16 protein-coding genes, 1 tRNA gene and 2 rRNA genes are annotated in these 20734 nt (G+C 33.5%); 6 read left to right on the top strand and 13 right to left on the bottom strand.

The annotated features are described in order from the left end of the window. On the top strand, nt 1–1305 hold a 1305-nt coding region (locus RH82_RS08450), incomplete at its 5' end, for a UDP-N-acetylmuramoyl-tripeptide--D-alanyl-D-alanine ligase (RefSeq protein ID WP_316930915.1). Between the two features lie 7 nt (nt 1306–1312). Here the strand turns inward: RH82_RS08450 and RH82_RS17800 are convergent. The 10 genes from RH82_RS17800 to RH82_RS08395 all read right to left on the bottom strand — a co-directional run bounded on the left by RH82_RS17800 (nt 1313) and on the right by RH82_RS08395 (nt 10586). Beyond that, entirely contained in the window at nt 1313–2128 is an 816-nt protein-coding gene (locus tag RH82_RS17800) for a dienelactone hydrolase family protein (RefSeq protein WP_156112442.1), read from the bottom strand. A 102-nt stretch (nt 2129–2230) separates the two neighbouring features. After that, nucleotides 2231–2305: transfer RNA gene (locus tag RH82_RS08440), tRNA-Val, on the bottom strand. A 64-nt stretch (nt 2306–2369) separates the two neighbouring features. Beyond that, nucleotides 2370–3587, bottom strand: coding sequence for a bifunctional folylpolyglutamate synthase/dihydrofolate synthase (locus tag RH82_RS08435; RefSeq protein WP_034059834.1), 1218 nt, complete (start codon nt 3585–3587; stop codon nt 2370–2372). Nucleotides 3588–3589: 2 nt separating this feature from the next. After that, nucleotides 3590–4492, bottom strand: coding sequence for a hypothetical protein (locus RH82_RS08430; protein WP_034059831.1), 903 nt, complete (start codon nt 4490–4492; stop codon nt 3590–3592). A gap of 59 nt (nt 4493–4551) precedes the next feature. Then, complete coding sequence (locus RH82_RS18810) at nt 4552–5577, bottom strand: energy transducer TonB (protein ID WP_052158271.1); 1026 nt, start codon at nt 5575–5577, stop codon at nt 4552–4554. A 1-nt stretch (nt 5578) separates the two neighbouring features. Beyond that, nucleotides 5579–5971 (bottom strand): ExbD/TolR family protein, encoded by a 393-nt coding sequence (locus RH82_RS08415; protein ID WP_034059829.1) that lies wholly within the window; start codon nt 5969–5971, stop codon nt 5579–5581. Between the two features lie 10 nt (nt 5972–5981). After that, nucleotides 5982–6683: a MotA/TolQ/ExbB proton channel family protein gene (locus tag RH82_RS08410; RefSeq protein ID WP_034059827.1), complete on the bottom strand. Its 702-nt coding sequence runs from the start codon at nt 6681–6683 to the stop codon at nt 5982–5984. Between the two features lie 51 nt (nt 6684–6734). Further along, complete coding sequence (gene nhaD, locus RH82_RS08405; RefSeq protein ID WP_034059826.1) at nt 6735–8129, bottom strand: sodium:proton antiporter NhaD; 1395 nt, start codon at nt 8127–8129, stop codon at nt 6735–6737. A 16-nt stretch (nt 8130–8145) separates the two neighbouring features. Next, nucleotides 8146–9372, bottom strand: a complete 1227-nt coding sequence (locus RH82_RS08400; protein ID WP_034059825.1) for a Glu/Leu/Phe/Val dehydrogenase dimerization domain-containing protein — start codon at nt 9370–9372, stop codon at nt 8146–8148. Between the two features lie 149 nt (nt 9373–9521). Beyond that, the gene (locus tag RH82_RS08395) at nt 9522–10586 is read right to left on the bottom strand and encodes an anhydro-N-acetylmuramic acid kinase (protein WP_034059823.1); all 1065 of its coding nucleotides are present in this window, start codon (nt 10584–10586) and stop codon (nt 9522–9524) included. Between the two features lie 91 nt (nt 10587–10677). Between RH82_RS08395 and RH82_RS08390 the strand changes: the two genes are divergently transcribed. From RH82_RS08390 to RH82_RS08375, 4 genes are all read left to right on the top strand, one after another. Further along, a complete protein-coding gene (locus tag RH82_RS08390; RefSeq protein WP_034059822.1) occupies nt 10678–11820 on the top strand; it encodes an acyl-CoA dehydrogenase in 1143 nt (380 codons plus the stop codon). Between the two features lie 290 nt (nt 11821–12110). Continuing rightward, nucleotides 12111–13577: an SUMF1/EgtB/PvdO family nonheme iron enzyme gene (locus RH82_RS08385; RefSeq protein ID WP_034059820.1), complete on the top strand. Its 1467-nt coding sequence runs from the start codon at nt 12111–12113 to the stop codon at nt 13575–13577. A 17-nt stretch (nt 13578–13594) separates the two neighbouring features. Next, nucleotides 13595–14998: a hypothetical protein gene (locus RH82_RS17790; protein WP_052158270.1), complete on the top strand. Its 1404-nt coding sequence runs from the start codon at nt 13595–13597 to the stop codon at nt 14996–14998. A gap of 4 nt (nt 14999–15002) precedes the next feature. Then, nucleotides 15003–15821, top strand: a complete 819-nt coding sequence (locus tag RH82_RS08375; RefSeq protein WP_034059819.1) for a T9SS type A sorting domain-containing protein — start codon at nt 15003–15005, stop codon at nt 15819–15821. A gap of 55 nt (nt 15822–15876) precedes the next feature. Here the strand turns inward: RH82_RS08375 and RH82_RS08370 are convergent, their stop codons facing one another. Beyond that, complete coding sequence (locus RH82_RS08370; protein ID WP_206420420.1) at nt 15877–18315, bottom strand: helix-turn-helix domain-containing protein; 2439 nt, start codon at nt 18313–18315, stop codon at nt 15877–15879. A 161-nt stretch (nt 18316–18476) separates the two neighbouring features. Here RH82_RS08370 and RH82_RS08365 point away from each other — a divergent pair, with 161 nt between their 5' ends. Further along, the gene (locus RH82_RS08365; RefSeq protein ID WP_034059813.1) at nt 18477–19484 is read left to right on the top strand and encodes an IS30 family transposase; all 1008 of its coding nucleotides are present in this window, start codon (nt 18477–18479) and stop codon (nt 19482–19484) included. A 536-nt stretch (nt 19485–20020) separates the two neighbouring features. Here the strand turns inward: RH82_RS08365 and rrf are convergent. Both rrf and RH82_RS08355 read right to left on the bottom strand, forming a co-directional pair. Beyond that, a 5S ribosomal RNA gene (rrf, locus tag RH82_RS08360) occupies nt 20021–20128 on the bottom strand. 126 nt (nt 20129–20254) lie between these two features. Continuing rightward, nucleotides 20255–20734: ribosomal RNA gene (locus RH82_RS08355) — 23S ribosomal RNA — on the bottom strand; the annotation flags it as partial.

Raw genomic sequence — 20734 nt, 5'->3', positions numbered from 1 at the left:
TTTTTTTTATACTTTTATTTTATGAAAACTGAACAACTACATACGCTTTATTTAAACTGTACAGGTGTTTCTACAGATACTAGAAAAGTATCTCCAAATACTATGTTTTTTGCGCTTAAAGGCGCTAATTTTAATGGCAACACTTTTGCTGAGCAAGCTTTAAAAAGTGGTGCTAAATATGTAATTATAGACGAATTAGAATACAAATATTCAGATAAAACTATTTTGGTGAACAATGTATTGGAAACATTACAAATGTTAGCGTCTTACCACAGAACCTATTTAAATATTCCAATTATAGCTTTAACTGGTAGTAATGGCAAAACAACTACTAAAGAACTAATCAATGCTGTGCTGTCAAAGAAATATGACATCACGGCGACTATAGGAAATTTAAACAACCACATTGGCGTTCCCTTGACCCTACTTTCAATGTCTAGAGATACCGAAATTGGTATTGTAGAAATGGGAGCCAACCACCAGAAAGAAATTGAATTTTTGTGTACTATTGCTAAACCAGATTATGGCTATATTACGAACTTTGGAAAAGCTCACTTAGAAGGATTTGGAGGCATTAAAGGCGTTATAAAAGGAAAAAGCGAGTTGTACATTTATTTAACTGAAAATAATAAGCATATTTTCGTAAATGCAGATGACACCCTGCAAAAAGAAAAGCTGAGTACTTATCTTAGAAAATTTGGTTTCTCTGAAACAGATGAAAATTACTTTAGAATAGAATTTATAGAAGCCAATCCATTTGTAACATTTAAAGCTGAAAACACTTTATTCCATTCACAACTTATAGGGAAATATAATTTCACAAATCTATGTGCTGCACTTACAATTGGTAAATATTTTAAGGTGGAGTTGAATGCTATTAAACAAGCATTAGAAAATTACGCACCAACAAATAACCGTTCTCAAATTATAGAAAAAAGAACTCATAAAATTATTCTAGACGCATACAATGCCAACCCAACAAGCATGAAAGCCGCTTTGGAACACTTTAGTGATTTAAAAGATGAACATAAAATAGCCTTTTTAGGAGATATGTTCGAATTAGGTGACGATGCAAAAAAAGAGCATCTAGATATTTCAAATTTAACTAACAAACTTAATATTGATGCTATATATTTAATTGGAGAAAACTTTTATCAAACTAAAAACGCTTCAACTAAAATTAAACATTATCATTCATACGAAGCTTTAAAAGAAAACTTCAATTCAATTAAAATTAAAAACGCTACGCTACTAATTAAAGGCTCTCGTGGAATGGCTCTTGAACGCATTCTAGAATTACTTTAACAGCACATTAAATACTATCTAAAAAGGCTTTGAAAGCAATTCTATAGCCTTGATATCCTTTTGTAGATTCCCATAGTGCTCTTGAACCATGAATACCTTTATCGGTTGGCTTATAATGTGTAAGCTTGTCGGTTTTCATTTTAGTAATTAAAACTGATAAAGCATCAGTTTCGGAAAGAGAAGCAGTAACAAAAGTTGGTTTTTTCAAATCTTTAATCCCATTTTGGATACTCATACCTTTAAAATATTCTCCAGGACTAAAAGCAGCAACAGCTTTTATTTTAGCATTTTCATTACCAATTAACATAACCAACGTTGCCGTATAGGAACTCCCAACGAGTAATATTTCCTTATTGCCATTAGTGCTATACACATAATCAATGGCAGCAATAATATCCGGCTTGGCATCAATATATTCAGTCTTTAATTCTTTTGATTTGGCTAATTCAGCAGTAACATTAACAACACCATTAACGGCGTTACCAGAACGCTGATCTATTGCCATAACAGAGTAACCATAACTATTCAAGAGTAAAGCTGTGTCTTTATATTCACCACGACTAAAACCTGCCTGATGACACAACAGAATAGTAATTGGCATATTGTCCACATTGTAAACATCTGCTGTTATTGTTAAGCTATCAAGAGATGGAAACGTAATCGTTTCACTTATCAACTTATTTGTATTATCAATAGCATTAAGACTTTCTTTAATTGTTTCTTTATCATCAACAATTAGAGTTTCACTATTGTGGTTGTTTTTATCATTTTTACATGAAAACAATAGAAAGACTAAAGTAAGTATCGTGAGTCCATTTTTCATGGTATCCATTTTATTCTTAAAGATAAAAAATATGAGTTAATAAACGGAAAGGAATAGAAACAAAAAATCCCAATGAATATTTCATTGAGATTTTATTTGATGTGGGCGACAAGGGATTCGAACCCCTGACCCCTTGGGTGTAAACCAAGTGCTCTGAACCAACTGAGCTAGTCGCCCTATTTATTAGGTGTGCAAATATACATGAGATTTTGATTACACAAAAGTTTTTTTGTAAAAATTTTCAAATAATTTCAGCGACAACGAAAGTGCTTCCTCCAACATATACAATATCTTTAATATTAGCATTTGCTTGCGCCATTTTATATGCTTCATTTACAGAATTATATGCTTTGCAAAACATATTTTTAGACTTAAAATAGGCTTCAAGTTTTTTAACATCTAGACCTCTAATAATATTTGGTTTACATAAATAATAAGTGGCATTAATAGGCAAAAGGTCAATAATTGTATCTAAATCTTTATCATTTACGACTCCAAAGACTATATGTAACCCATTAGATTGTTCCTTTTGAAGTTGACTCATTACAATTTCTAGTCCCTCTCTATTATGTGCTGTATCGCAAATAACTTTTGGATTCTCTTTTAAAACTTGCCATCTACCTAATAATCCTGTATTATTAACTACATTCAATAATCCGTCTTTAATGTTTTGCTTTGAAATATTAAAACCTTTTAATTGAATTTCATTTACTGTTTGTACTACCGTTTTTATGTTCTTAGTTTGATAACTACCTTTTAAATCACTTTTATATTTTTCTATTTCAGATTTATCAGCGAAAATAATTTTAGCATCATTATTATGAGCTATTTTCATAAACACTTCTTTAGTTTCTGTCTGAGTTTCTCCTATTACAACAGGTATTTTTGATTTAATTATTCCGCCTTTTTCTTTTGCTATAGATTCTAGAGAATTTCCTAAAAATTGAATATGATCCAAACCAATGTTTGTAATAACTGAAACTTCTGGTGTAATAATGTTTGTTGAGTCTAATCTACCACCTAAACCGACTTCAATTATAGCGATATCCACTTTATGTTTGGCAAAATACTCGAATGCCAAGCCAACTGACATTTCAAAAAAAGAGAGTGCGTTCGTTTCGAAAAAAGATTTATTTCGTTTAATAAATTGGATAACAAATTGCTTACTTAAGTCCTTACCATTAATTTTTATGCGCTCTCTATAATCTTTTAGATGTGGTGAAGTATACAAGCCAACATTATATCCTGCTTCTTGAAGAATTGAAGCTAGCATATGACTTGAAGAACCTTTACCATTAGTTCCAGCTACATGAATGGATTTGAATTTATTTTCAGGGTTATTAAGATGCTTCGCAAGTAGCATAGTGTTACTTAAATCAACTTTATAAGCACTTTTACCTTGATTTTGATACATTGGAAGTTGAGAAAACATCCAATTAACAGTCTCTTGATAAGTCATTTTTATTGTCCTAATTTGAAGTCTATACTTACAAAACCTATTTGCCTAGCTGGTGCTTTTGAATCTGCCGGCCATTTACCAGATTCCGCTATTCTCTTAGCAGGTTCTAATAAACAAGACGCCGTGTTTTCGGTCCCTTTAACTCCAGGTGTTGCTTTAACCACTCGACCACTTCTATCTACCTCTACTTTAACGACTACTAAACCTGCTTCGTTACAATCTTGCTTGACTTCATTAAATCGTCCTTGACCACGTCCACCAAGACCTGATCCTACTTCTCCATTTCCTTTTCCTCCTCCGAAATAACTTGGTGCATAAGGATTACCATCGAGTTGTCCTTTATCACCCGTTTCGTTATCGTTACCTTCACTTCCACTCGATTCTCCATCGGAATTATTGATTCCTCCCATCATGGCGTCTATTTCTGCTCTTTTCTTAGCTTCTTCTACCTTCTTTTTTGCTTCAGCATCTGCTTTTGCTTTTGCTTTGTTTGCAGCTTCATCTTTTGCCTTAGCTTCAGCTTGTGCTTTTGCTTTTGCTTTTTTTACTGCCTCCGCTTTTTTTATTGCTATTGCTTCTTCTGAATTTTGAGTTAAAACATCTTCCCTAAATTCTTCTGAATCAGATGCTTGAGTATCATCCGTTTGCTCTTCAGCTTTATTTGGTTCCGATTGCGCTTCTTGTGGCTGTTTATTTATGTTTAAATCTTCTGATTTAACAGGCTTATCCGGCTGAATATTTCCACTTCCAACAGCTGAATTCCCAAAGTTTACTGCAACTCCGTATTCTTCAGGTGGATCTTGGTAGCTTTGGCCTATTACAAAGCATAACAACACTAAAATAACGACTATTAAAGTTGTTATTTTAGCTGAATTCTGTTCGTGTTTTGTTTCTAAGTATTTCATGACTCTAGCACTTATTGTGACTTTGCATAAACAAAAATCTAGGTATATTATAGCTGATTTTAATCAGCCCTGACATTAAGCGGCAAACGAAAAGAGACTGTTACGGGTCTACCTTGTTGCATTCCAGGTTTCATTTTTGGTAATAACTTTGTAACTCTTTTGGCTTCTTCTTCTAATTTAGGGTCTGGTGCTTTTGCTCTAATACTTACAATATTTCCTGATTCGTTTATTTTAAAGAAGATGTTTACTTTTTGTATTCCTGTTAATCCTAAATCTGCAGCTAATCCTTTATTAAAATTCTCACCTAAAAATTGCTTGATTTTATCATTCATGCACTTTTTCTTTGCACTATTATCTCCTGATTCACATCCTGGATAAATAGGCGGGTTCTCAATTAAATCAAAACGAACAGTTTTACTACCTTCGCTTTTCTTTTTTGCTGCTGCTGCTGCTGCTGCTTTATCTTTAGCTAATTTGTCTGCTGCCGCATTTTGTGCAGCGGCTTTAGTATCTGCAGCAGCTTTTGCTTTTGCAACTTTATCTGCTTTTGCTTTTTGTGCTGTTGCTTTTGCTTTTGCATCTGCAATGGCTTTAGCTTTAGTTGCTTTATCTGCCTCTGCTTTTTGAGTTCTTATTTTTGCTTCTTTTTCGTTTTTTATTCTTAAGGCTTCTTCTTCTTGTTGTGCTAATAATTTTTCTGCTTCGACTGCTTTCTCTGCTTCTGCAACTTTAGCCGCTTCTTCTGAAGCAGCCAATTCTTCTGCAGCAGCTAATTCTTCTTCAAGCTTTTCTATTTCAGCAGTTTCTTCTTCTAAAGCCTCTTCCTCTATTACTTCTTCTTCAATAACCTCTTCAGGTTCGGTTTCTGCTGGTTCAGGTTTTGTTTCTTGAACTTTTTCAGAAGTACTCGGTTTAACATTATCATTAACGACGTTTGCATCTCCAAAGTTAATGGCAACACCATATTCTTCTGGTGGATCTTGGTAATTTTGACCTAAAGCAAAGCACAACAGTATTAAAATAGCCACTATTATAGTCGTTATTTTAGCTGAATTTTTTTCGTGTTTTGTTTGTAGGTATTTCAAATTACTGTGATTTTACTGCTAAAGCTGATTTAATTTTATTTCTATTTGCAATGTCCATAATAAAGACAACATGTTTCATTTCTACATCTTGATCTGAACGTATGGTAATTGTTGGAGATTCTGCATCACCAAGTTTTGACATTAGTTCTGATTCAAGTGTCTCTTTAGACACTTTCTTCAAATCGATAAAATAATTTATATCCTTATCGACACTTACCGATATACTTTTTGTTTGTGTTGTTTTACTTGTCGATTTTGGTAATAATAAATCAATAGCTTCGGCCGAAACTAGCGTAGAAGCAATCATAAAAAAGATAAGTAAAAGGAATACAATATCTGTCATAGATGACATATTGAATTCTGGTGTTACTTTATTTCTTCCGCGTAAATTCATAAATTAGTTATTAGATTGGTTCATTTAAAAGGTCAAGAAATTCTAATGAATTTGCTTCCATTTTATAAACTATTTTATCAGTTTTCACCACTAGATGGTTGTATGATATGTATGCTATAATACCTACAATTAAACCTCCAACGGTTGTTGTCATGGCGGTATATAAACCATCTGCCAATGTTTTAATATCAATAGAACCTCCTGAATTTGCGATTTCGAATATTGATAATATCATTCCAATAACTGTTCCTAGAAAACCAATCATTGGTGCTGCTCCAGAAATGGTTGCTAAAACACTTACGTTTTTTTCTAGACTATAAATCTCTAAGCGACCTGCATTTTCTATTGCTTTATTAATGTCGTCTAATGGTTTTCCAATTCTAGAAATGCCTTTACTAATTAATCTAGATACCGGAGAATTAGCTTGTGAGCATAAATTTTGAGCTGAATCAATTTTACCACTACTTACATAATCCTTAATTTGATTCATAAAATTTGAATCTACTTTTGAAGCTTCTTTGATTGCAAGGAGTCTTTCAAAATAAATGTAAAGTGCTACAACAAACAAAACGAACAATAAACTTATTATTATTATTCCTGCTGTTCCACCAGTTGTAACTAATTCGATAATTGATAGTGTTTTTTGCCCTGATTCTCCATCAGCTAATAAATCTACCTCTTGAGCAGTATCTTGTATAAAAGTGCTTAACATATTGTTTGTTTTGATAAGTGTATAACGTTAAATTTTTGTTTTGCGTATATTTTAAAATAAAGTTCTAGTCCAAAAGAAAACAAGTGTTCCCGCCAAAAACCCCACTAGAGCTAACCAAGAGATTTTTTTGAAGTACCAGAAGAAATCTATTTTTTCCATTCCCATTGCTACAACTCCAGCTGCAGAACCAATTATTAACATACTACCACCAGTTCCTGCTGCATATGCAATAAAGTGCCAAAGCTCATGATCCATAGGCTCTGAAAACATTCCTAAACTTGCTGCTACCAAGGGTACATTATCAATAACGGCAGAGCCAATTCCCAATAAAACAATTACTAAATCTGAAACTCCAGTTCCATGTAATTCTGTTCCCATCATTGGAATTGTTTCTTTTAAAGCTGAAGCAAAACCAAATAAAGTTCCAAGCGATTCTAAAGCTGCAACAGCCATTAAAATACCTAAGAAAAACAAAATACTAGGTAATTCTATTTTAGATAATGAATGGTGCACAGGACTGTGGTGTGCATGCGCATCGCTTTCCTCTGAATCATGACTTGAAATACTGAATTTCGAAGAACTATAAATTTCTGCAAAAATAGCAACTACACCCAAAGACAACATCATACCTACATAAGGTGGTAAATGTGTTACCATTTTAAAAATAGGTACAAAAACGATTGCTCCTAGTCCTAAAAATAGCATGGTTCCGCTAAAACGGTTTTTTTGTTTTTCGCTCTTTTCTTCATCAACAGCTAAATCTCCCTTAAATGCTGGCAGAAATGAAGCAATAAATGTTGGGACTAACATGCAAACTAATGAGGGCAATAAAAGGTAACCAAATAAATGTCCTGTTGTTACTTTTTTACCAATCCACAGCATTGTTGTTGTTACGTCTCCTATAGGAGAAAAAGCACCACCAGCATTTGCCGCAATGATTATTAATCCAGCATACCAAATACGAACATTTCTATCTTTTACAATTTTTTGGAGTATTGAAATTAAAACTATAGTTGCTGTTAAATTGTCTATAATTGCTGAAAGCACAAATGCTAAGCCACAAAAAATCCAAAGGATTTTAGACTTCTTTTTCGTTTTAATAAAATTTTTAATTGTTGAGAAACCATCAAAATAATCAATAATTTCTACTATGGTCATGGCTCCTAATAAGAACACTAAAATCTCAGATGTCTTACCAAGATGATGCAATAATGTTTCTTCCATTAAGTGCATTTTTTCTTCGTGACCTAAGGCTGGAAAATTATCTACTAAGGCATGTTTAGCAGAATCGAACCAATTAGGAAAGGAATCTATACCTAATGAAATTAACGCCCAACTTATAGCCATCATGACTAAAGCAGGAATTAATTTATCGATTTTAATACTGTGTTCTAATGTTATGGCTAAATAACCAAATACAAATACTAGAATAATTACTGTTTCCATAGGTTATAATAAAAGTTTAAACAAGTTGAGTTAGTGCAATTTCAAAGGCTGTTTTACTAATCTCTGTTTTACTTGGGTTTTTATCGTAAGTATTTTGAATTGCTTTTTTAATGATATTTGAAGTGTCATTGAAAATGGCTTCATCTGTCATTTGTACTTTACGCTCCATAAAATAAGCAAAGACTCTTGCCATTCCACAATTTGAAATAAAGTCTGGAATTAAACTTACTTTTTCATCTGTAGACTCCATAATACTACCAAAGAAAATTTCTTTATCTGCAAATGGCACATTTGCTCCACATGAAATAACTTCAAGTCCTGTATCAATCATTTGAGTAATTTGATCTTGAGTTATTAAACGTGATGCTGCACAAGGTGCAAAAATCTCTGTTTGAAGAGACCAGATACGTTCGTTCATCTCGGCAAACGGAATCATATTCTCGGCAGCTAACGAATTTCCGTTTTTTGTTAAGAAAAAGTTCGTAATTTCATCGAAAGAAAAACCTTCTTCTTTAATTACTCCTCCAGAAATATCAATAATCCCAACAACTTTAGCTCCCATTTGTGCTAAATAGTATGCTGCTGCAGAACCTACGTTTCCAAAACCTTGAACAACTGCGCGTTTTCCAACAACGCCGCCTCCATAAATTTCGTAATAATGCTTTACAGCTTCAGCAACGCCATAACCTGTAATCATGTCTGCTATTGTATATTTCCTAGCAACATCTGGAGAGAAACCTGGATTCTCAATAACTTTGATAACACCTTGGCGCAATTGGCCAATTCTATTAATTTTATCGGCCTCTGTTGGTTTAAAATGTCCATTAAACACACCTTCCTGAGGATGCCAGACACCGGATTCTTCTGTAATAGGAATTACCTCGTGGATTTCATCTACATTTAAATCACCTCCTGTTCCATAATAACTCTTTAGTAATGGAGACACTGCTTTATACCAACGCTCTAAAACACCTTTCTTTCTTGGGTCTTTAGGATCGAAATTAATACCCGATTTCGCACCACCAATTGCTGGTCCAGAAACGGTAAATTTAACTTCCATTGTTTTGGCAAGCGACAAAACCTCATTCATATCAAGGCCTTTGCGCATCCTTGTCCCTCCACCTGCAGCTCCTCCTCTAAGAGAATTAATAACAGTCCAGCCTTCGGCTTCGGTTTCTGCATCTTTCCAATTAAAGATTATTTCAGGTTCTTTGTTTTCGTATATTTTTAATAATTCTTTCATTTATAGTTTGTTGTAGCGTTATCAAGTTAAAATAATTTAATCTAAAAATATAATTGAAGCGTAGCTAAAGTTAATTCATTTCAAAACAGCTTAATTAATTTAACAAATATAAAAAACTAAAGATGCATAAAGTCAAAATTTACACTTTTTTACAATTGAAATATTACGCCTGAAGAATGGTCTTTTTTAGCACCTGTTACACTAGCTAAACAGTTGTTTTCATTACGGATTTTAAGGACTCCTAAAAACCCGAAAATTAAAGCTTCTTTAAATTCTATGATTTCTTTAGAAGGTATTTGGATTTCATTATTGCTTAAATCGCGTATTCGAGACATTAAAAATGTATTAAAAACGCCCCCTCCCGTTATTAAGACTGAAGCTTCAAGTTTGCTGTTTAAAACAGCAGAAATTTGAATTGCAATATGCTCAACAAATGTTCTTAAACTAGCTACAACCGAAAGGTTATAATTCTCAATTATAGGAAACACAACCGCGTTTACCCATTCTAAACCTAAAGATTTTGGATAACTCTCTCTGTAAAACTGAAGATTATTTAATTCGTTTAATAAGTCGTTATTTATTTTTCCTTCTTTTGCTAAAGCTCCTTTATCGTCGTAAGCTAGACCTAGAGGTGAAACATATTTATTAAGAACAATGTTTACAGGACAGATATCGAAGGCTATTCGGTTTCCATTAATTTCGGTGGAGACATTTGCAAAACCACCAAGGTTTACACAAAAATTATAATCTGGAAATAATAATTTATCTCCAATTGGCACTAAAGGAGCGCCTTGGCCACCTAAAGCTACATCTTGCACTCTAAAGTCACAAACTATTGTTTTGTTTAGCGCTTTTGATAAAATTGGAAGATTCCCTATTTGGTATGTTAATCCGTTTTCTGGTTTGTGCAATGCTGTGTGACCATGAGAACAAACAGCATCGATAGTCGAAATACTATTTTCTGTTATAAATTTCTGGATAACGTTCGCTAAATACAACGTATAATCTTTGTCGAACTCCTCTAATTCTTCTTTTGAATGCTTTACTAAAATCTTCAATTCATTTAGCCATTCTTCCGCGTAAGGGATAGTTTCGGCCTTAATAATTCTAAAAGACCAATTGTCGCTAAAACTAAAATTAATCAATGCTAAATCAATTCCGTCTAAAGATGTGCCAGACATAACACCAATAACATTGTATTCCTTTTTTATCATATTCAGTAAAAATAGAAATATCTATTGACAAAAAGCTAATAAAAAGCTATATTTGCAGTCTAATTTTATCAAATTAATAGTAAATAAAAATATGGATTTTAGCTTAACAGAAGAACATATAATGATACGCGACGCAGCTCGCGATTTTGCACAAACCGAATTATTACCTGGCGTTATAGAACGTGACAATAAACAAGAATTCCCACAAGAACTAGTAAAGAAAATGGGAGATTTAGGTTTTATGGGTATTATGGTAGATCCAAAATATGGAGGAAGCGGTATGGACGCCATTTCGTATGTCCTTATAATGGAAGAGCTTTCTAAAATCGATGCTTCGGCTTCTGTAATAGTATCTGTAAATAACTCATTAGTTTGTTATGGTCTAGAATCTTATGGAAATGAAGAACAAAAACAAAAATACTTAACTAAACTTGCTACTGGGGAGTTTGTAGGTGCTTTTTGTTTAAGTGAACCTGAAGCTGGAAGTGATGCTACATCACAAAAAACAACTGCAATAGACAAAGGAGATCACTATGTAATTAATGGTACAAAAAACTGGATTACAAGTGGAGGAAGAGCAGATGTTTATTTAGTAATTGCACAAACAGATAAAGACAAAGGCCATAAAGGTATTAATGCTTTTATAGTTGAAAAAGGAACACCTGGTTTCGACGTTGGACCTAAGGAAGATAAATTAGGAATTAGAGGTAGTGATACACATACGTTGCAATTTAACGATGTAAAAGTACCTAAAGAAAATAGAATTGGAGTCGATGGATTTGGGTTTAAATTCGCCATGAAAACTTTATCTGGAGGACGTATTGGAATTGCTGCTCAAGCTTTAGGAATTGCAGCTGGAGCTTACGAATTAGCATTAAATTACTCTAAAGAACGCAAAGCCTTTGGAACCGAAATTTGTAATCATCAAGCTATTGCTTTTAAACTAGCAGATATGTATACAGAAATTGAAGCTGCACGTATGCTAGTCATGAAATCTGCTTGGGATAAAGATCAAGGTAACAACTATGATATGTCTAGTGCAATGGCAAAATTATATGCTTCTCAGGTTGCCATGACACACACTGTTGAAGCTGTACAAATACACGGTGGAAATGGTTTTGTTAAAGATTACCATGTAGAGCGTTTAATGCGTGATGCTAAGATTACTCAAATTTATGAAGGCACTTCTGAAATACAGAAAATTGTAATTTCAAGAGGAATAATTAAAGGCTAAAAATATTTAATAATACTGACCTAAAGCGTAACAAATCTGTTACGCTTTTTTTTTGCTAAAGATTTAAATTATTAACCAATTACACAAAATTCAATACCAACTATACAATTGTAAAAGAATAAATCAGAGTGTTTACTTATTTTTATAGTGCTTACAATTAACTAATTAATCCTCAACACTCTGAAAAAAGCAGCTTTTTTTGGTGGCACTGATAAAAAATTTCACAAAAAAGATCTACTTCTGTTAACTTATTCAATTATTTAGCAACAAATAACCATAAACCTTAAATCATGAAAAAAATTATTTTAATTATCACATTACTGTTCTCTTATTCTATAAGCGCGAACAACATTAGAGTAAACAACATTTCTTTAGAAAACTTAAATACTGTTTCAAACTGGGTTAATGTCGAATTCGATTTAGCTTGGGATAACTCTTGGCGTATTAGCTCTGGCCCATCCAATTGGGATGCCGCATGGGTAATTGTTAAATACCGAGTAAATAATGGTACGTGGACACATGGAATCATAAGTCAAGCCAATTCAACTGCTGCTGCAGGAAGCACGATGGACATTACTCCTGACGGCATTGGAGCACTTATTTATAGAGATGGAGACGGAAGCGGAAATGTAAACTTCCAAAATATACAAATACGTTGGAATTTTGGATCTACTGATACAAATGACGTCATAGACATTCAAGTATTTGCTGTTGAGATGGTATACGTACCTCAAGGCGCTTATTATGTAGGAGGAACAACAGGAAGTGAAGCTAATAAATTCCATTCAGGTGGTTTTTCTACTTCATCTTCATACCAAATTACTTCAGAAAACGCATTAACTGTTGCTAACACTTCTGGTAACTTATACTATACAGGAACGAATTCTAATGGTGGTGATCAAACAGGTATATTAGCAGCTTCATACCCTAAAGGGTTCAATGATTTTTATGCCATGAAATATGAAGTTTCCGAAGGACAATGGGTCGCTTTTTTCAATAGCTTAACAGAGAATCAAAAAAACAATAGAGATATTACGGATGCCACTCATAAAAACAGTGATGCAGTCGTCAGTCGAAACACAGTTGCTTGGTCTGGCGGAACTGCAAGCGCAACCACATCTGCTCCAGACAGGTCTGTTTCTTATTTAAGTATTGCAGATATGAACTCATATATGGATTGGACAGGATTACGACCGCTTACAGAGTTAGAATATGAAAAATCATGCAGAGGTCCAATTTTACCCAAAAATGGCGAATTTGCCTGGGGAAGTGCTAATATTAATTCTGTTGACTATACATTAGTAAATGCTGGCTTTTCAAGTGAGCGTATTACCAATAGTGCAACCAATACAGGAAACGCATTGTATAGTTTAACTGATGGAAACTTTAGTGGACCAGCAAGAAATGGAATCTTTGCTCATAGTGCTGTTAATAAAAACAGAGAAGAAACAGGAGGAAGTTATTACGGAATTATGGAACTCTCTGGAAATTTATATGAAAGATGTGTTACTGTAGGAACTGCACAAGGAAGAAACTTTACAGGACTTCATGGTAATGGAATTATTAGCTCAACTACTGGAAATGGTACAGTATCTAACTGGCCAAACAATACAACTGGTGACGGTTATAGTTTCCGAGGTGGAAGCTGGCTAAATGGCGCTGATTTTATTAGAGTTTCTGATCGATTTGATGGTGCGTCTATCATTGCTGGTGGAAATAATCGCCTTGGATTCAGAGGAGCAAGAACAGCACCTTAATTAATATAATAGAAAAGATGAAAAAAAGATTTTTAATCTTATTTTTTATACTATTCCAGTTCACACAAGGTTTCGCGCAATATCGTGGCGGAAACGGTGATGGGCATGACAATGAAATAAAGGTGTCAACTACGTTGGAAAACCTTTCATTAGTCATATTATATCAAGGTGGGAATGGTGACGGGCATGATGTAGAGGCCATTTTAAGTACAACACTTGAAAACCTTTCGCTTGCAATACTATATAATGGTGGTAATGGGGACGGACATGATAATGAAATATTAGCGAGTACAACATTAGAAAACATTACGCTTGTGGTATTATATCAAGGCGGAAATGGTGATGGACATGATGTTGAAGGTTTACTCAATACTACATTAGAAAATATTTCGCTGGCTGTATTATACAATGGAGGAATTGGTGATGGACATGATGCTGAAATATTAGCTAATACAACTTTAGAAAATATTTCGTTGTCTATACTATTCCAAGGTGGAAATGGTGATGGACATGATGTTGAAATATTAGCAAATACAACATTAGAAAATATTTCATTGGCTGTATTATTTCAAGGTGGAAATGGAGATGGATTTGACTCTGATCAAGAAAGTGTATTCTTAGATCCTAATCAAATTGTAGATTTAAGACTTAATATTAAAGTCTTATTACAAGGCGCTATAACCAACCCAACAATTGCTGGTTTAATGAACGATAATTTACGATTAGATGGATTTATTCCTACAATGAGTCCTTATTCAGATATGAGTATGGTTAATGCTTCTGTATTAAACACTGGAGGTACTGCTGGTTCCGGGCAAGTATCTAATGATATTGTAGATTGGGTTTGGATAGAAATAAGGAGTGGTAATGATGATACATTTGTTGTAAATGATAAATCAGCACTATTACAACGAGATGGAGATGTGGTTGACCTTGATGGTTTATCAAATATCTTTTTGGAAGGGTTTGTAGAATCTTATTATGTATCTGTAAAACATAGAAATCATTTATCTGCAATGACATCTAATAGTATTCCCTTATCGGTAACTCCAACAAATGTAGATTTTACAAATGTTGGAACAAGTACATATGGATTTGATGCTCAAGTGCAACTATCTAATGGTAGTATGGCTCTATGGGCAGGAAATGTAAATGGAGATACAATTGTGCAGTATTCAGGTACAACTCCTGATTCTCCAAGTATATTATCAACAGTATTAAATGATCCTGGAAATTTTTTAAATTTCCCTACATATGAAGTGCACGGATATAACGTACATGACGTTAATATGGATGGAATAACTCAGTATACAGGAGTAACACCGGATACTCCTTTACTTTTAGAAAATGTATTAACGCATCCAGGAAATTTCCTTAACTTTAGTACGTATCAAATTGAAGAACAATTACCAGAAAACTAAAATCATGAAAAAACTTAAATTAATATTACTTACGCTACTTGGTCTTTTAGTAGGCCAGTTAGAAGCTCAAGACGGCTACACCTATACATTAATAGACAATGGAGCTTATAGCTATTCAATAGCCGCTGTGCCCAATGCGAGCGCATCTAACTTTGCTACTTCAGTACAGAGTTATGGTTTTACTATTATTGTACCCGATGGCGTAACTTTGAGTATCACTTCCTCAATAGGAAGCTCAGCATCACCTACCTTTTTTGATGGAGGCGCTGTTGGAATGCCCGCTATTGATGGCTATTTAATAACTGAAACTCTAGGAAGTCCAGTTTCATTACCAGCACCTTCGGCTGCAACTACTACACCCATAATAACAATTCAAGTAAATGGAACACCAATAACAGGTATGATGTATCTTTTAGCAAACAACTCTACTTTAGCTACAACCGTAACGCCTTTAAAAAGTTTTATGCAAGCAGATATGATTGATGATGCAATGTTCGCTTTTACAAATGTTGTAGATCCGAGTGCAAGTGGGTTATCAGGAATAGAATCACATATGTTCACTACTCTTTCTGTAGATGAAATTAAAGAAGAGTTATTAGAGTTTTCAATGCATCCTAATCCAGCTAGTGATATAGTTAAAATTGAGGTGCCTAAAGGGATTAAAGATATTAAAATTGAAGTATTTGACACTCTAGGGAAACAAATTCCTATTAATTTATCTGAAAACAATACAATTAATGTTAGTGATTTGTCTTCAGGATTATACTTAGTTTCAATCATTACAAAAGAAACAAAAATGACTAAGAGACTTATTATATATTAAAAATAAAATCTTGAATCTAACATAAAAAAGGCTTTAGTAAAACTGAAGCCTTTTTTTATTTTTTAGATAAATCATCCAACACTAAACGCAATTCTCCAAAAGTAAATTTATTATCTATTTTATGTTTTAAATCAGAAATATTGTCAAACTTCTGTTTTGGAATAATTACTTTTAATTCTTTATAATGTTTTTCAGAAATCAAATCTAAAATTTTCACTTCTCCTGAAGCAATAAAACTCGACAAATGTCCTGTAATAGTGTTTACGTTTAAATCGCGTTCCATAGCAATTTGCTCTACAGATTTACCAGATTTAAATAATTGTAAAGATTTTCTATTAGTATCTCCTCTTTGTCGTTTTGGTTTTGGAGCTTCAAAAATTTCTGCATCCTTAGAGGTTTGTATATCATTTTCATCACAATACTCTCTAATAACTTTTAAAATATCGGTTCCATATTTTTCAACACGTGTTTTACCAAAACCGCTGACTTTTAGTAATTCGGTTTTATTGGTTGGTAAGGTTTCGCACATTTCGTATAAAGACTTCTGATTGAAAATTTGATAATGAATTAAATCTTTATCATTAGCAATTGAATTTCTTAATTTCCGTAGTAATTCGAATAATTCAACATTAGTTGTACCATCTATAACTATTTTTCTGGGTTTCTTTGGAGCTTCTTTAGTTAAGAAAACAGATTTTGCTCTTAACTCTAAATATTGTTTAACATTAAAACCATCTACCAAGCCTTCAAAGTAAAGTTGTTTTGCTGCTAATAGCTCTTCAAACAAATCTGAAAATTTTGTAAGATCCGTTTCTACAGTTTTATTATCTGTAGTAAAACTAAAGGATTTATAAGGTTCAAGAATATTAGTATCTACTTGCATTTTGTAATAGTTTAATGCTTTTATAAAACGTATTTGTATTTCTTTACTTGATTCGGGGATTAAAGTAATTTCAGAAAGCTCACTTAGCTGTGCTTTAAAAGAATTAGCAACTTTTAATAAACTTGCAACACAATCTTTAATAGTAATTAAAGGTGTTTCAATATTTCCTTCTATACTACCTCTGTTTTTATAATACACATCGAGAACTCGATTTACTGGGTACAAAAAGGTGTAAAAGTTAAAAATTTCTGAAATTAGATTCAGTTGAAATTCAGACATAGACTGCTCCAAAACAGTCTTGTCCGGTTGGTTTTCCTCTGCATTTTTATTAAACGAAATAACATTTATATCGCTTATAATTTGACTAGAGTTAATTTTGCTTTTCAATACCAAACCTTCCAAATTTTTACAACGACTTAACGCAACATAAGTTTGTCCATGCGCAAAAGCACCTTGAGCATCTATTACGGCTTTCTCGAAGGTTAAACCTTGACTTTTATGGATAGTAATAGACCAAGCTAAACGTAAAGGCATTTGAGTATAAGAACCAATTTTATTTTCTGTTATCGCTTTAGTATCCTTATCTACAGCATAATTTATATTTTCCCAAACCTCTGGAGTAGTAATAATATTAAAATCGTCGTCTGGACATTTTACAACAACCTCATCTTTATCTAGTAAAATAATTTTACCAATTTTTCCATTAAAATAACGTTTGTCAACAGAACTATCGTTTTTAATAAACATAACCTGAGCACCCACTTTTAGCGTTAGTTCTTCCTTAGTAGGATATGAGAATTCCGGAAACTTACCATCAACGGATGCCTTATAATTAACAGATCTACCTTTTAGCTTTTCTAATTCCGAAATATTAGTACGCTCAGCTTTATTGTTATGCGTTGTTAATGAGATATAACCTTCATCTTCCTTAGGTGAAAAATCAGGCTGATATCTTTTGTTTAGTTCATCTGCAGACGCTTGAGATAATGTATTAGTTCTAATTTCGTTTAGAATATCTATAAACTTAGGATTATCTTGTCTATAAATGTGTTTTAATTCTACTGTAATAGCTTTACTTTCTTTATAAGACAAACTACTAAAAAAGAAAGCATTATCGTAAAAAGGCTTTAATAAATACCATTCGTTTTCCTTAACAACTGGAGACAATTGTTGTAAATCGCCAATCATTAACAACTGAACACCACCAAAAACTTTATTTCTATTTCTAAACCTTCTTAGGGTCTTATCAATACCATCTAGCAAATCCGCTCGAACCATACTAATTTCATCAATCACTAATAAATCCATAGATTTAATAATATTGATCTTCGTCTTACCAAATTTCCGATTAAATCCTCCAGAACCTTTCAAATCATCATTAGGCAAAATAGGTCCAAATGGCATTTGAAAAAAGGAGTGTATCGTTACTCCCTTAGCATTAATTGCAGCCACACCGGTTGGAGCAACAACAACCATTCGCTTTAAAGATTTCATCTTCAACTTATGCAAAAATGTCGTTTTTCCCGTTCCTGCTTTACCTGTTAAAAACACATTCCTATCCGTGGTATTAACAAAATCCCAAGCTAATTCTAATTCAATATTTGTTGCCATTATCAATATTTCAATACAAAGTTTGAAGATAAATAAAATGAATAGTATTTATGGCGCGTTTATAAGAAAATCTAAGTTCAAGTTATAAGTGCAACACGAATATTTAAAATAGATGGGGCTAGCCCCATCTATTTTAGGCTCAATATTTATATTCGTTTTGAATGAAACATTATAAACAATTAGCCTTGTCACAAAGGTATCAAATCTCTGTATTATTAGAGACAGGAATAACTATTACTCAAATTGCGCAGATCATCGGTTTTCATAAAAGCACGGTATCGAGAGAATTAAAGAGGAACACACCAAGTAGAAGTACAACAGCTGGTAATTATATAGCAAAGAACGCTCAACAAAAAACTGAGCAAAGATATTGCAATAAGCCCAAGTCTATTCTATTGACAGAAGCCCTCAAAAAGCGAATTTCTGGCTTGATGGAGTATGAAAAATGGAGCCCTGAACTCATAGCAAAGCGGCTTAGTAAGGAATCAGAAGTTTGTGTGAGCCACGAAACTATTTATAAATGGATATGGACTGCAAAGCATAGCAATCATAGAAAACATAGCTCTTATAAAAAATTACATAAGCATCTACGCCACACAGGTAGGAGGCAAAAGAGAAATAATATCAAAGATAAACGTGGTGCAATTACTGGTCGTGTGGGTATTGACAAGCGACCCAAGGTAGTAGAAAAACGTTTACGCATTGGCGACATAGAAGTTGACCTTATGATGGGCAGTAACCATAAATCAGCATTACTAGTGATGACAGATAGAGCAACATTGGTTACTATGATAGAAAAACTCAGCAGTAAAAATGCAGATGAAGTTTATAGAAAGATGAATGAAAGACTTACAGGTATTAGCGCATCTTGGATAAAAACAATAACATTTGACAATGGAAAAGAGTTTGCCTATCATCATAAAATAGCAAAAGATGTGAATGCAAAAACATATTTTACAAGACCTTATACCTATCAAGACAAAGGAACAGTGGAAAATAGAATAGGTGTGATAGGAAGGTTTTTTCCTAAGAAAACAGACCTTAGAGAAGTATCTGTCAAGAGAATAAAAGAAGTAGAAAAATTACTAAATTACAGACCCATTAGAAAGTTTAATTATAATAACCCAATTGAAGTCCTAAAAAATAAGTGTGTTGCACTTATGGGTTGAACTCAGCAAAATAAAAAACACGCTATCCCCTATATTTTTTTATGCTGAAATTCTTTAGGAGCCTTTTCTATTTAGGGGAAAGACAATATTACTTATTAACCTTTATACTATTCAAAAAGAAGGATACCGTTACTATCGCTCTCGTCATTACCTCATCAGCTTTTATATCAAAGTTAAGCTCGTACTTTTCTAAAAATTATTAGTTCCTGAAAAATGAAGTCACAGTTTCTATAAAACCACTAAAATAGCCAAGGAATTATTTTTCAAGAAACTAGTGCATCTTATATATAATGATAACAATAACTCGCGCCTTAAAAATTGCATCTCCTACTTTTCATCAATAAGAAAATAACAAGAGTTTCTATTATACTTTTATAAATTCTGAAACTACTTATTGAAAAAAGTAAAACAAAAATAATTAGAAGGAAAATAATTTAAAAAACTAGACCATACTTAACAATGCCCTCACAAGACCATATTTACAAAAGTTTATAACAAAAAAAATCCTAAACAAATTAATGTTTAGGATTCTCTAAAAAAGGCGACGACCTACTCTCCCACAAGTGTAGTACCATCGGCGCAAATAGGCTTAACTTCTCTGTTCGGAATGGTAAGAGGTGAGCCCTATCGCTATAATCACCTTAAATCTTTCGGTGTGTGTATATTTTAATATACTTAACCGTATAAAATAACATATTGAAAAAAGGACACTAGGTGTCAATTACATGAAAATAGAATAATATCTGTTGTACTTTATAAAAAAACAGGCGTACAATAAGCCTATGGGTTATTAGTATCACTCGGCTATGACATTACTGCCTTTACACCTATGACCTATCAACGTGGTAATCTCCCACGACCCTTTAAAGAAATCTCATCTTGTGGTGGGTTTCGCGCTTATATGCTTTCAGCGCTTATCCCTTCCCAACGTAGCTACTCTGCAATGCTCCTGGCGGAACAACAGATACACCAGAGGTTAGTCCAACTCGGTCCTCTCGTACTAGAGTCAGATCCACTCAAATTTCTAACGCCCACTGTAGATAGAGACCGAACTGTCTCACGACGTTCTGAACCCAGCTCGCGTGCCACTTTAATGGGCGAACAGCCCAACCCTTGGGACCTTCTCCAGCCCCAGGATGTGACGAGCCGACATCGAGGTGCCAAAACCCCCCCGTCGATATGAGCTCTTGGGGGAGATCAGCCTGTTATCCCCGGAGTACCTTTTATCCTTTGAGCGATGGCCCTTCCAT

This window comes from Lacinutrix jangbogonensis, from assembly GCF_000797445.1.
Classification (GTDB): domain Bacteria; phylum Bacteroidota; class Bacteroidia; order Flavobacteriales; family Flavobacteriaceae; genus Lacinutrix; species Lacinutrix jangbogonensis.
The sequence above is the reverse complement of the archived record's forward strand: the minus strand, read 5'-3'. Positions and strand labels throughout refer to the sequence as shown.